The sequence below is a fragment of the Streptomyces sp. NPDC002838 genome (genome assembly GCF_040295365.1).
Taxonomy (GTDB): Bacteria; Actinomycetota; Actinomycetes; order Streptomycetales; family Streptomycetaceae; genus Streptomyces.
The window spans coordinates 119,098-131,326 of record NZ_JBEOVF010000024.1 but is presented as its reverse complement, the minus strand read 5'-3'; the positions used below and the strand labels follow the sequence as shown (position 1 = coordinate 131,326).

Here is a 12,229-nt window from a genome sequence, read left to right as displayed (position 1 = left end):
TGCTCGCGGGGCAGTGGATGACGCCGAGGGCCGGCTGATGCCGACGGCAGTCGGCGCGAGTTCAGTCGGCACGGGTTCGGTCTGCAGGCGTCCCCCAGGGCAGCCAGGCCCGTACCCGGAACCCGCCGTCCTGGTCCGGCCCGTGCTCCAGTCGGCCCCCGGCCAGCGTGGCCCGTTCGGCCAGTCCGATCAGGCCCTGCCCGGAGCCGGGGACGTGGGGCACCTCGCCGTCGGGCGGAGGGTTGCGCACGGACACGGTCAGGCCCTCGCCCGGGGCGCCGGTGACGGACACCGTGACCTCCGCGCCGGGGGCGTGCTTGCGGGCGTTGGTGAGGCCTTCCTGGGCGATGCGGTAGGCGGTGCGGCCGACCGAGGCGGGGACGGCGGCGGGGTCGGTGACGCGGCTGTCCAGGGTGACCTTCATGCCGGCCGCGCGGGACTCGGCGGCCAGCCCGTCCAGCGCGGCGAGCGTCGGCTGAGGGCGGCCCGCGTCTTCGGGCTCGGCCGCGCGCAGGACGCCGATGATCTCCCGCAGGTCCTGCAGGGCCTCGTGCGCGCTCTCCCGGATGACGCCGGCCGCCCGGGCGACCTCCTCACGGGGCGCGTCCGGCCGGAACTCCAGGGCGCCCGCGTGCACGCTCAGCAGGGTCAGCCGGTGCGCGAGCACGTCGTGCATCTCACGGGCGATGGCCTCGCGGGCGAGCCGCTGCGCCTGCTCCGCGCGCAGCCGCGCCTCCGTCTCGGCGCGCCGGGTCCGGTCGCGCAGACTCAGCACGAGCTGCCGCTTGGACCGTACGAACATGCCCCATCCGACCAGCGCCGCGATCAGCGGCACGAACAAGATGACCGAGGCGGCGTACGGCAGGTCGGGGTCGGGGCGCATCCAGAAGTAGACCGGGACCGTCGCCATGTTGATGCCGCCCACCCAGGCCACGTATCGGAAGGGGCGGTGCACGGCCAGCGTGAACAGGGCGATCACGCACGCGCCGCCCGCGGTGTCCGAGATCATCCCGACGGGGATCGTCGCCACGGCCAGCCCGACCGGCCAGCGGCGGCGCAGCCACACCGCTGCACAGGCGAGCGCACCGAGCCACTGGTCCACGACGGCGAGGGCGTGCGGCACGTGCGGGTTGTCGGTCACGGCGTCCGCGCCGACCAGGCCGACGAGAACGGCCAGCAGGAAACAGGAGAAGTCGACGATCCAGTCGCGCGCGGTGCGCCGGGGCCGCCGTCCGGGCCGCCCGGCGTCGGGGTCGAGCTCGTGGAGCACGGCGGACGGAAACAGCCACCGGGGCCCCGCGAACGTCGGCGGAACCTGCGCCGGCTTGTCTCCACTCACGGTCGACAAATCTACGCAGTGTCGGCCCGCGGCACCTCCATGCGGGCGACATCACCGACCAAAGTCGCACAGCCGCAGACTTTCGGCGCTGCCGGCCGGGAGGGATCAAGGACTTCCGTCGGACGTGCCTCGCCCCGCGGCCGATGTCTGCGGGGGGTCCGCGGGGCGAGGGTGTTTCCCATGAAGCAGTTTCTGGAGCTCCTCGGCTTCCTCGCCCTGGTGCAGGGCGCGATGGGCCTGATCCACGAGTTCACCGACTGGCACATCGGCCTCGTCCAGCGGATCGGCTTCCTCGACGGCTACGAGATCTACGCCAGCGTCACCCTGATCGTGCTGGCGATCGCGCTGTTCGCCGTGGCCGAGAGCCAACAGTCCGGCTGAGTTCAGAAGTCCGGCTGAGTTCGACCGGGCCTCCGGCCGCGCCCGCCCGTCGTGGGGATACCGAGCCCAAGGTTAACTTCCCGAAAACTCCTCGGACTTGACGGGAAACTATCCGGACTTGACATTGACATGCCACTATCTACGCGCGTCATCATGGCGTCATGAGATTCCCCCCACGAATCACTCGCATCGGCGCCGCGGCCGCCGTCCTGTCCGCCCTCCTTGTGGGCGGCACCGTCACCGCCAACGCCGCGGACACCTCCGTCACGGCGGTCGGCAGCATCTGTCACAGCGACCTGCCCTCCCAGGCGTACGACACCCTCGACCTGATCGCGTCGGGCGGACCCTTCCCCTACCCGCAGGACGGCACCGTCTTCCAGAACCGGGAAGGCATCCTGCCCAGCCAATCCTCGGGCTACTACCACGAGTACACGGTCAAGACCCCCGGCTCCTCCACGCGCGGTGCCCGCCGCATCGTCACCGGTGAGGAATACCAGGAGGACTACTACACCGCGGACCACTACGCGTCGTTCGACCTCATCGACTACGACTGCTGAGGTTCTGAGCGCACTGCCCGACCGGTTGGAGGTCCACTCCGCGTTCAACCGGGCCTCCAGCTCCCCGCGGCGGCGAGCGGCGCGAACGCCGGCCTCGACAGGGCGGCCTTCGCACGGATCTCGCGGTCGCCCAGGAACCCGGCTTCCCTTGCGCAAGGGGACGAAGCGCTCAGCACTTGCGCGACCCGTCTCCTGCCATGACCCTCGCCCCGCGGACCCCCCACGCATCGGCCGCGGGGCGAGACATGTTCAACCGCCGCCGCAATCCCGGTGGTTACACCTCAGGTCACCCCGGACGGTGGCCCGTTGCCGAGCGGCAACAGGCCACGGGGGAAGCTCCGAGATCGGGGACGGGTCAGAACATGGTGTTGTCGTTGGCGGACTCGGCCGGCACGTCCTGCATGACGTCCCAGTGCTCGATGATCTTCCCCTGCTTGTTGACGCGGAAGATGTCCACGACGGACTGGCCCCTGTCCTCGGGGTTGAGGCGGTAGTGGGCGTGGATGGCGACGTAGTCCTTCTCGGCGATGACACGCTTGCGCTCCACGATCAGGTTCGGGAACTGCCGGAAGAAGTTGGTGAACTGCTCGCGCAGGCCGGCCGAGCCGTTGGGGATGGTGGGGTTGTGCTGGTAGTACTCGGGCGCGAGGTACTTGACCGCGTCGGGGTTCTTGTCGACGAGGAGTGTGTCGAAGTAGCGGGTGGCGATCTTCTCGCTGAAGGGGGTCTTCCAGCGGGGGCCGCTGGGCTGGTTGGTGCGCGGGTTGCTGACCGTGCCGAACATGTCGTTGCCGTTGACGCTGGTTTCCGGCACGTCCTGGCCCGTGTCCCAGTGCTCGGCGATCATGCCCCTCTTGTCGAAGCGGAAGATGTCGACCAGGGCCACGCCGCGGGTGCCGGGCTCGTAGACCGGGTTGGAGTGCACCAGGACCAGGTCGCCCTGGGCAAGGACACGCTGGACGTTGTACTTGTGGTCCGGGTAGCGGGCGTGCCAGTCGCGGATGAAGTTCTTGATGGCCTCCCGGCCGTCCGGGGCCGCCGCGTTGTGCTGGATGTAGTCGCTGCGGATGTACTGGTCCGCGACCTTGAGGTTGCCCTCCTCGAAGAGCTGGGTGAGGACGTGGACGGCGACGCGCTTGTTGCGCTCCTGGATGGCGGGGCTCGTGTGCCGGACGTCGACGGCGGTCAGGCCGCCGTGGGACGGCGCGGAGGCGGTGGCGGCGGGGGCGAAGCCGGCCACGGCCGCGACGCTCGCCGTGGCCAGCACAGCGGCGACGGTCTTCCGGGCGATCGGAGTGGTGCTGAGCATGACGGTGTTCTCCAGTGCTGTGGATTGAAGAGGAGGGTGGACGTACTCGGTGGATCAGGCGCGGCTGAAGGCGAGGAGGAACTCGATGGTTCCCTCGTCCTCCACCGCGATCCCGCCGAAGTTCGGTGCGTCGATGCCGTAGTCGGCGAAGGTGACCGGGATGGAGCCGTTCGCGCGGAAGCCGTCGGCGGTGCGCTGTGCGTCGAGCTCGAAGGAGACGGAGTTGGTCTCGCCGTGGACGGTCAGCTCGCCCGTGGCCTCCGCGCTGACCTGCCGGCCCACCTCCGGCACCGAGCCGAAGTCGACGGGCTCGGTCAGCTCGAACGTGGCCTCCGGGTACTCGTCGGTGTTCATGACCCGGCCGCGGAACTGGCCGTCACGCTGGTCGGAGTCGCTCTTCACCGAGGCCAGGTCGACGGTGAAGGTTCCGCTGACGGCCCGGTTGCCCTCGATCTCCAGCTCTCCGGTGACCTGCTCGGTGCGGCCCACGGCCGTGACGTTCTGGCCGAAGAGGACCTCGTCGACGCGGTAACCGGCCTGCGAGCCGCTGCCCACGCGCCACGCCCCGTCGACGCCCTCCCCCGCCTGCTCACCGGAACCGGAGGAGCCGCCGGACGCGTCCGACGATCCCGGAGGGCTGTCGAGCGAGAGAGCGGCCGGTGGCTCGTCCTGGATGTAGTTGATGTAGACGTACGGGCCTGCCGTGCCCAGTACGGCGGCGGTGGCCACACCGGCGATGAGCCAGCGCTTCCAGTGCCTGCGGATGCTGCCTGCCATGGCCTCTCCCAATGTGTTTGAGCATTTCAACTGAAGTTTCAAGTATTTGCTGATACGTCACCCCGGAACCGGGGTGCGGTGTGCCCTTCGGGCGGAACCAGTCAGGCGAGAAGCTGCTCGGAGACCTTCCAGAGCCGCTCGGCCGCTTCCGGGTCCAGGGCGTGCGGCGCGACCCCGGTGTTGGTCCCCGGCTGGTGCAGGGGAGCCTCGTCGCAGTCCTCGAAGTAGCGGCCGCTGACGCCGTCGAGCACGGGTGACGAGGCCAGCAGCACCGAGGTCGCGGCGCCCTGTTCCACCGTCTTGAAGGACATCTCGGGCAGGGGCGTTCCTTCGCCGATGAGGGCCTGGAGGTGGGTCATGAACAGCGCCATCTCCGCCTCGCCCATGTAGCGCCCGAGGTTGGTCTGGATCCCGCCGGGCATCAGCGCGTTGGCCGTGATGCCGTCGTCGGACCAGCGCCGGGCGGCCTCGACCGCGAACAGCACGTTGGCCGTCTTGGACTGCCCGTACGCCAGCCACGGGTCGTAGGGCCGCTCGGTGAAGTGAAGGTCGTCGAAGACGACCGGCGAGAACAGGTGCCCGCTGGAGCTCACCGACACCACGCGGGCGCCGCCGGCTGCCGCGAGGGCGCCGTGCAGCCCGGTGGCGAGGGCGAAGTGCCCGAGGTGGTTGGTGGCGAACTGCAGCTCCCAGCCCCGGGACGTCCGGGTCTCGGGGCTCGCCATGATCCCGGCGTTGTTGACGAGGATGTGCAGCGGACCCTGCCATGCGGCCGTGAAGTCGCGGACGGACGCCGGATCGGACAGGTCCAGCGCGGCGACCCGCACGCCCTCGTTGCCCGTGATGGCCCGGATGTCCTCGGCGGTGCGGCGACCGGCGTCGATGTTGCGCACGGCCAGGGTGACCTCCGCGCCGGCCCCGGCCAGCGCACGGGCGGTCTCCACACCGATGCCGGACGCGGCGCCCGTGACGACCGCGCGGCGGCCCGTGAGATCGACGTCCGCGATGACCTCGGCGGCCGTGGACCGGGCGGTGAACGACGTGGTGAGGCGCGTCCTCGTGGCCATGTTCGCAGTACTCCCTGTTTGCTACGCTCGGAACCGGAGGTGCCTCCGAATTGACTAAGACTTTAAACGGAGGCACCTCCGGTTGTCCAGGAGGAAGGAATGCTGTGACCGGCAACACACGCGGACTGCGTGCCGACGCGCGACGCAACCGGCAACGCCTGCTCGATGTCGCCGTACGCGCCTTCTCCGAGCGGGGAACGGACGCGTCGCTCGAAGCCATCGCCAAAGAGGCCGGTGTGGGCATCGGTACGCTCTACCGGCACTTCCCCACCCGTGAGGTGCTGCTGGAGGCCGCTTACCGCAACGAAGTCGCCCGGGTCTGCGACAGCGCCACGGAACTGCTCGCCGAGTTCCCGCCCGACAAGGCGATGCGGCTGTGGATGGACCAGTTCTTCGACTACCTGGCCACCAAGCAGGGCATGGCGGACGCGCTGCGAGCTGTCATCTCTTCCGGCGCGGATCCGTTCGCCGAGAGCCTGGACCGGATCAGTACGGCCATCAGCACGCTGCTGGACGCCGGGGCCGAAGCGGGTGTCCTGCGCTCGGACGTGGACCCCCTGGACGTCGGATTCGCCCTCGGCGGCGTCCTGCTGATCACCAGCGACAAAGGGCTGCGCGACCGGGCGGGCCGCATGCTCGACCTGCTCTTCGACGGGCTCCGCTACCACCCCGGCTGACATGTGCAGAGGCGGGGATCCGGCATCGGCCCTGACTCCGGCCGGCGGACCGGAGCTGTGGGCCCCGCATCAGATGTGGCCATCAGCGCGCTGCAACAGAGCAGATCCCGGGCGGACGGAGGACTGGCCGCGGCATCCGCCTGCCGGGTCGGCGCCGCCGCATTCGGACACCGTCGGTGGTGTCGGGCCGGTCGCCTCGCGAGGTGCGGCCGGCCCGACGGTTGTCAGTCAGCGGTCTGGACCGGGTCGGCCGTCACCTTGCGCAGCAACGGCCTGCTGGCGCCGATCGCCGCGAGCATCGCCAGCGTGCCGGCGACCACGCAGACGGCCAGTTGCAGAGCGCCGGAGGCGTTCATCGTGCTGTCGGCCGCCTCGTTGACCTGGAAGGCGCCGTAGACGCCCATCGCGGTGGTGCCGCCCGCCAGGACGGCCAGGGGGAGGGCCGTCTCACGGGTCCGGGCCCGGTCCAACATCTTCAGCGGAGTGCCGGCCAGCCGCAGCAGACCGTGGACGCGGCGCCGGTCGAGGACGTTCGCGGCGGTGGTCAGGCCGGCGGAGGCGGCCGCGACCAGGAAGCTCATGGCCAGGGTGGCGGTGCTGACCACGCCGAGCCGGTCCACGGCCACGTTGTCGTAGGCGTTCGTGTAGTCCTGGGTGAACGGCAGCCTGCCCGCTCCGAGAGGTGCCAGCGCGGTGACGGCGGCGTCGAGCTGGTCCTCGCCACCGGAGACGCGGGCGATCAGGCCCAGGTTGCCGCGTGGCGGGGTGTCGAATTCGTCCTCGGAGGGCATGGTGACGGTGGCGGTGACGCCCGCTTACGCAGGAGTGTGCGGGCTTCGGTGGCGGCGCGCTGGGTGGCCGCGGAGTCCGCGGTCAGCACCGCGACCTGGCCGTGCTGGTCGGGGCCGCTGAGGGCCAGCCGGCTGACGGAGAAGAACCCGGCGACGAAGCCGGCCAGGACCAGACCGCTGACGGTGCGCCAGGCGCCGTTCGGGTCGTCGCTGAGCCGGCGTGCCGCCAGCAGGGTCGCCGGCCGGCGGGCGAAGCGGCCCACGGTCCGGCCCAGCCGGTCCACGACCCACGGGCCGAAGAGCCAGAACGCGCCGTGGAACAGCGCCAGCAGGGCGATCAGCTGCCGGGTGCCGAGCTGGCTGCCCTGCGTGACTTCTTCACGAGGCCGAAACCGGCCAGGACCGTGCTCATGATCGTGTTCCCGCTCCTTCTCAGCGCTCGAACGTCCAGGTGACGGACTTCGCGCCGGCCTTGACCACGCGGACCGGGATCGAGACGGCCTTGCCGTCGCTGTCCTTGCCGGTGCACTTGAGGGTGGCTCCGGCCACCGCCTTCAGCCCCGTCGGGCAGGTCACGCCGGTGACCTTCTCCCCGACCCAGGGCAGCGGGTGGTACTTGCTCTGGGTGCGGGTCGCGACGATGTTCGCCGAGAGGGCCTTGTGGCCGTCCACCGTCACCGTGCTGTACTCGTCCAGGGAGGTGTTCGACTCGGTCCCGGCGAGCAGATAGGTGCCGAGACCGCCCAGAGCGACCACGGCGGTGGCGCCGCCGACGACGCCGACGAGGAACCTGCGCTGCATCACGTACTCCTGATGTCCGAGGGGAGGAAGTGGCTCCACTCTGGCCCGCGAGCCCGGGCGCACGCCTCGGCCGAACGGCCACAGCGGGCCACGCCCCGTGGCCGGGTTCCTCGGCCGTTCGGCCGATCCTCGGCGCCGACGGCTCCCCTACGGTGATCGCATGAGATCCGTTTCTCCCCGGGGCTGCGCCCGGGGCTTCGGCGTCGGTGCCCTGCTCGCGGTGAGTCTCCTCAACTTCGCCTCAGTGGATTCCGAGGGGTACGACATCCGGCCGAGCACCGCCGTGCTCGCCGTCGGCCTCGCCGCCCTCCTGTGGCCGGCCGGCCGGCGGCCCGCGTGGCTCACCCCGCAGGTTCGCACCACGGTGCCCGCCGTCGTGTCCCTGGCCTGCACGGTCGGGATCACTCTGACCGGCGAGCTGCGTGCTTTCGGCCCCGGCGAGATCACGGTCCTGCTGTGCCTGCTGTTCATCGCCGTGCGGCACTGCCCTCCGTCCTCGGCCGTGGTGTGCGGCGCGCTCGACGCGATCGCCGGGCTCGCCCTGCCCGTGGGCTACTTCCGGTCGCTGAAGGACGAAACACTGGGGTACCTGGTGATCGGCCTGCTCCTGATCGGCCTGGTCGGCGGGCTCGCGGGCTACCTGCGCTCGCTGGACTTCCGGCGGACGGTCGCGGTGGCCGAGACCCGCCGTGGCGAGCGCGTGGCGATCGCCGCCGACCTGCATGACTTCGTCGCCCACCACGTCACCGGGATCCTCGTGCAGACGCAGGTGGCGCGCATGATGGCCGCCTCCCGCACCGACGAACTCGACCCGGTCCTGGCCGGTATCGAACGCGCCGCCACCGAGGCGCTGGCGTCCATGCGCCGCACGGTGGGCGTGCTGCGCGACACCGGACCGGAGGCGGCCGACCGCCGGCCGGTGGGCGATCTCGCGGGCATCTCCGGCCTGATCGAAGGTTTCGCGAGCCCGGTCCAGAAGGTCACGCTCCACCGCGACCCGTCCGTCACCGACGACCTCCCGCACGAGGTGCAGGCGGCCGCCTTCCGGGTCGTCCAGGAGGCCCTGACCAACATCCGGCGGCACGCGGGCGACGCCACGGAGATCAGCGTCGGCCTGCGGTGCGAGGACCACCGTCTGGCGGTCACCGTGGCGGACGACGGCCGCGGCGGCAGCCAGCTCCCGGCCGCCGCGCGCGGCGGCGGCTTCGGCCTCGTCGGCCTGAAGGAACGCGTCACCGCTCTGGGCGGAACCCTGCACGCCGGGCCCCGGGCCGGCCACGGCTGGGAGGTCGGTGCGGCCTTCCCGCTGCGCAAGCCGATCTGACACGACCGGCCGGTCACGGCCGCACGGGCGTCGGGGGACGTCCTCCACCGGCACAGTCCGCCGCGCGCGGGCTCCCGGCGGCCCCATGAGGAACGTCAGCTGAGGAACGTCAGCTTGCGGGGAGCTCGTAGGAGCCGTACTCCGGGCGGCCCGCCAGGTCGTACGACTGGATGGAGACGCCGGCCGGGGTGATACGTCCGCCGGTGTGCCGGAAGGCGGTCGGCGGCGCACCCTCGGCGAACAGGCGGCGGCCGGCTCCCAGCACGACCGGGAAGGTCAGCAGATGGACGGTGTCGATCAGGTCGAGCGCCAGCAGGGACTGGGCCAGGGCGCCGCTGCCGTGCACCTGGAGTTCGCCGTCGGTGCGCTCCTTGAGGGCGGTGACCTCCTTGGCCAGGTCGCCGCCGATCACCGTGGTGTTGGACCAGTCCGGATCGGTGAGGGTGGTGGAGGCGACGTACTTCGGCAGGGCGTTGAGGTTCGAGGCGACCGGGTCGGCCGGGTCGGTGATCTTGGGCCAGTACGACGCGAAGATCTGGTACGTACGGCGGCCGAGGAGGAAGGCTCCGACGCGGCCGAACACCTCGTTGATGAACCGGCCGAAGTCGTCGTCGCCGTACGGAACGCTCCAGCCGCCCTGCTCGAAGCCGTCACGGGTGTCCTCCCTGGGGCCGCCGGGGGCCTGGTAGACGCCGTCGAGGGTGACGAAGGAGGTGAGGACGAGCTTGCCCATGAGGATGCCTTCTCTCTGGTGGTGGGGTCTGCTGTCATCAGGGCAGACCCCATCGGCACCCGCAACTCATCGGTGGGCCGTTCGGATAGACCTGCGTGTGTCGAGAACAGGCCGCCGGAGGGCGGAGTTCCGGTCGCCGGAGCTCGGTGTCCGTTCGCCGCCAGCGTGTCGGAGCGCCGACCGCTGGGATGGATCCATGACGACTTCGCATGTATCCCATGGATCCCGGGGATCCGATGGATTCCTGAACGGCAAGGTGGCCCTCGTGACCGGCGGCAGCCGCGGTATCGGCGCGGCGACGGCGGTGCGGCTGGCGCGGGAGGGGGCCGATGTGGCCCTTACGTACGTGAACGGCAAGGAGGCGGCCGAGGACGTCGTACGGGCCGTGGAGGCGCTGGGGCGTCGGGCGGTGGCCCTGCGCGCGGACTCCGCGGACGCGGTGGAGGCTGCGGGGGCGGTGGCGCGTACGGCGGAGGCGCTCGGAGGGCGTCTCGACGTGCTGGTGAACAACGTGGGCGTGGGCCTTCTCGGGCCCCTGGAGAGCCTTTCGCTCAGCGATGTGGACCGGGTGCTCGCCGTGAACGTGCGCGGAGTGTTTCTGGCCTCTCAGGCGGCTGCCGCGCGGATGGGGGCGGGTGGGCGGATCATCACCGTCGGTACGTGTATGACCCAGCGTGTGCCGGGGCCCGGTGGGGTGCTCTACGCGATGAGCAAGTCGGCGCTGGTCGGGTTGACGAAGGCGTTGGCCAGGGAGCTGGGGGTGCGGGGGATCACGGCGAACATCGTGCATCCGGGGCCGACCGACACGGATATGAATCCGGCGGACGGGCCGTATGCGGCGGGGCAGGTGGCGATGACGGCGTTGGGGCGGTTCGGGACGGCGGAGGAGGTGGCGGGGATGGTGGTGCATCTGGCGGGGGCGGAGTATGTGACGGGGGCGGAGTTCTCGGTGGACGGGGGGCATGCGGCCTGATGCCGGGAGGTGTTCTTCGCCCCCGCCGCCCCTACCCTTCCCATCTCCAGGGGCACCGCCCCTTCGACCCCGCCAGGGGCACCGCACCTTCGACCCCGGCGGGGGCACCGCCCCTGATCCCCGGCGGGGGCACCGCCCCTGAACCCCGGCGGGGGCACCGCCCCTGAACCCCCGCAGGGCCCCTCCCGCGCACCCCGCTGGGGGCTGCCGCCCTCAGACCCCCGCTTCGGCCCGAAGGGGCCTCGTCCTCAAGCGCCGGACGGGCTGGGGTTGCCGTGACCGGCGTCGAAAGCAGGACTCGGGACAGGGGGCTGCGCAGTCAGGCCCGGTCAGCGCCGTCTTCGCCTCTCAGCCGCCCAGTTCCTGATGCCGTGCCGTCAGGCTCGACGTGCCCTCCTGCGTCAGCGAGCCGAACAGGCGCAGGCGGGAGATGCCGCCGTCGGGATAGATGTCCACGCGCGCGTGCGTGCCGACGGCGGGGGTCGGCAGGACGAAACGGTGGTTGGTGTCGGGCTGGAGGCGGGTGCGCGGGAGGATCTCCGTCCACGCGCCGTCTTCGCCGTCCTTCACCGAGACCGACGCCCAGCCCGCACTGTTGCCCTTCAGGTACGCCGTGTCGATCTCGATCGCGCGGATCTTGGACTGGGCCACGAGCCGGTAGCGGATCCAGTCGTTGCCCTGGTCGCGGCGGCGGCGCGTCTCCCAGCCGTCGTCCATCTTCCGGGAGCGGCCCGGCTGGATGGTGTTGGTGGCCGGTGAGTAGAAGCGGTTGGAGGCGTCCTCGGCCTTGCCGCCGTTCTCCAGGGCGACCACGTCGAAGGTGCCGAGGACCTCCAGCCATGCGGAGTCCGGGACGACCTCGCCGTACACCCGCAGGCGCGCGATGCCGCCGTCCGGGTGCTGGTTGACCCGCAGGTGCGTGAAGCGCTGTTCGACCGACACCGCGAAGCCGTTCGCCGCGTGGCCGCCGACCGGGGTGCGCGGGAGAAGCGTCGTCCACTTCACGTCGTCCCCGAGCAGTTCCTCGGGCGACGGGGAGCCCGGCACCGAGGTGCCCTCGATCGACACGGCCTGCGGGTAGTTGCCGCGGAAGTGGGCCGTGTCGACGACGATCCCGCGGACGACGCCCGGCGCGCCGAGACGGATCAGCGCCCAGTCGTGGTCCTCGGAGGTCGGCCACGGGTGGTCGGCACAGGCGCCTCGGCGCCGCCTCGTCTCCCAGCCGTCCATGACCTTGCCCTTGTGGCCGAAGTGCTCGGGGTCGAACTCGGCCCGCCCCGGTACCAGCAGGTTCTCTCGCTGCGCGAAGAACTCGTCGTTGGCGGCGATGACTCCGGCGCCGAGCTGCCGGTCGGCGAGGTTGGCGTACGGGGTGAAGGGGAAGTCGGCGGTGCGGTAGTCCGCGTACGGGTCGCCGCCTCCGTAGGGATCCGCGTCGCCGGTGAAGCGAGCCAAGGGAGATCCATGCTGTGCCGTCACGGTGATCAGGGGGTCCTTTCG

Annotated in this window: 14 protein-coding genes; 5 read left to right on the top strand and 9 right to left on the bottom strand. The window is 71.2% G+C overall.

Annotation, left to right across the window (positions count from 1 at the left end):
* Nucleotides 1–61: 61 nt before the first annotated feature.
* A complete protein-coding gene (locus tag ABT063_RS28355) occupies nt 62–1,348 on the bottom strand; it encodes a sensor histidine kinase (protein WP_351062014.1) in 1,287 nt (428 codons plus the stop codon).
* 171 nt (nt 1,349–1,519) lie between these two features.
* Between ABT063_RS28355 and ABT063_RS28350 the strand changes: the two genes are divergently transcribed.
* Together ABT063_RS28350 and ABT063_RS28345 are read left to right on the top strand one after the other, a co-directional pair.
* The gene (locus ABT063_RS28350; RefSeq protein WP_351062012.1) at nt 1,520–1,720 is read left to right on the top strand and encodes a hypothetical protein; all 201 of its coding nucleotides are present in this window, start codon (nt 1,520–1,522) and stop codon (nt 1,718–1,720) included.
* A 161-nt stretch (nt 1,721–1,881) separates the two neighbouring features.
* A complete protein-coding gene (locus tag ABT063_RS28345) occupies nt 1,882–2,277 on the top strand; it encodes a guanyl-specific ribonuclease (protein ID WP_095748804.1) in 396 nt (131 codons plus the stop codon).
* A 355-nt stretch (nt 2,278–2,632) separates the two neighbouring features.
* Here ABT063_RS28345 and ABT063_RS28340 read toward each other — a convergent pair whose 3' ends face one another.
* From ABT063_RS28340 to ABT063_RS28330, 3 genes are all read right to left on the bottom strand, one after another.
* On the bottom strand, nt 2,633–3,586 hold the full coding sequence (locus ABT063_RS28340) for a nuclear transport factor 2 family protein (RefSeq protein WP_351062010.1): 954 nt from the start codon (nt 3,584–3,586) through the stop codon (nt 2,633–2,635).
* Nucleotides 3,587–3,640: 54 nt separating this feature from the next.
* Nucleotides 3,641–4,363: a YceI family protein gene (locus ABT063_RS28335; protein WP_351062008.1), complete on the bottom strand. Its 723-nt coding sequence runs from the start codon at nt 4,361–4,363 to the stop codon at nt 3,641–3,643.
* 101 nt (nt 4,364–4,464) lie between these two features.
* Nucleotides 4,465–5,430: an SDR family NAD(P)-dependent oxidoreductase gene (locus ABT063_RS28330; RefSeq protein WP_351062006.1), complete on the bottom strand. Its 966-nt coding sequence runs from the start codon at nt 5,428–5,430 to the stop codon at nt 4,465–4,467.
* Nucleotides 5,431–5,534: 104 nt separating this feature from the next.
* Between ABT063_RS28330 and ABT063_RS28325 the strand changes: the two genes are divergently transcribed.
* The gene (locus ABT063_RS28325) at nt 5,535–6,107 is read left to right on the top strand and encodes a TetR/AcrR family transcriptional regulator (protein WP_351062005.1); all 573 of its coding nucleotides are present in this window, start codon (nt 5,535–5,537) and stop codon (nt 6,105–6,107) included.
* Nucleotides 6,108–6,331: 224 nt separating this feature from the next.
* On the opposite strand, the gene ABT063_RS28320 is transcribed toward ABT063_RS28325, so the two are convergent.
* From ABT063_RS28320 to ABT063_RS28310, 3 genes are all read right to left on the bottom strand, one after another.
* A complete protein-coding gene (locus ABT063_RS28320) occupies nt 6,332–6,898 on the bottom strand; it encodes an ABC transporter permease family protein (RefSeq protein ID WP_351062003.1) in 567 nt (188 codons plus the stop codon).
* Nucleotides 6,847–7,182: a hypothetical protein gene (locus ABT063_RS28315; RefSeq protein WP_351062002.1), complete on the bottom strand. Its 336-nt coding sequence runs from the start codon at nt 7,180–7,182 to the stop codon at nt 6,847–6,849. The genes ABT063_RS28320 and ABT063_RS28315 overlap by 52 nt, the downstream gene beginning before the upstream one ends.
* A 148-nt stretch (nt 7,183–7,330) precedes the next feature.
* Complete coding sequence (locus tag ABT063_RS28310; protein ID WP_351062000.1) at nt 7,331–7,699, bottom strand: DUF4333 domain-containing protein; 369 nt, start codon at nt 7,697–7,699, stop codon at nt 7,331–7,333.
* A gap of 160 nt (nt 7,700–7,859) precedes the next feature.
* Between ABT063_RS28310 and ABT063_RS28305 the strand changes: the two genes are divergently transcribed.
* Nucleotides 7,860–9,023 carry a sensor histidine kinase gene (locus ABT063_RS28305; RefSeq protein WP_351061998.1) on the top strand — a complete coding sequence of 388 codons (1,164 nt, stop codon included), beginning with the start codon at nt 7,860–7,862 and terminating at the stop codon, nt 9,021–9,023.
* A gap of 109 nt (nt 9,024–9,132) precedes the next feature.
* Here the strand turns inward: ABT063_RS28305 and ABT063_RS28300 are convergent, their stop codons facing one another.
* Complete coding sequence (locus tag ABT063_RS28300) at nt 9,133–9,756, bottom strand: dihydrofolate reductase family protein (protein ID WP_351061997.1); 624 nt, start codon at nt 9,754–9,756, stop codon at nt 9,133–9,135.
* Nucleotides 9,757–9,952: 196 nt separating this feature from the next.
* Here ABT063_RS28300 and ABT063_RS28295 point away from each other — a divergent pair, with 196 nt between their 5' ends.
* Nucleotides 9,953–10,729, top strand: a complete 777-nt coding sequence (locus ABT063_RS28295; RefSeq protein ID WP_351061995.1) for an SDR family oxidoreductase — start codon at nt 9,953–9,955, stop codon at nt 10,727–10,729.
* Nucleotides 10,730–11,077: 348 nt separating this feature from the next.
* Here ABT063_RS28295 and alc read toward each other — a convergent pair whose 3' ends face one another.
* A complete protein-coding gene (gene alc / locus ABT063_RS28290; RefSeq protein ID WP_351061993.1) occupies nt 11,078–12,208 on the bottom strand; it encodes an allantoicase in 1,131 nt (376 codons plus the stop codon).
* Nucleotides 12,209–12,229: the final 21 nt, after the last annotated feature.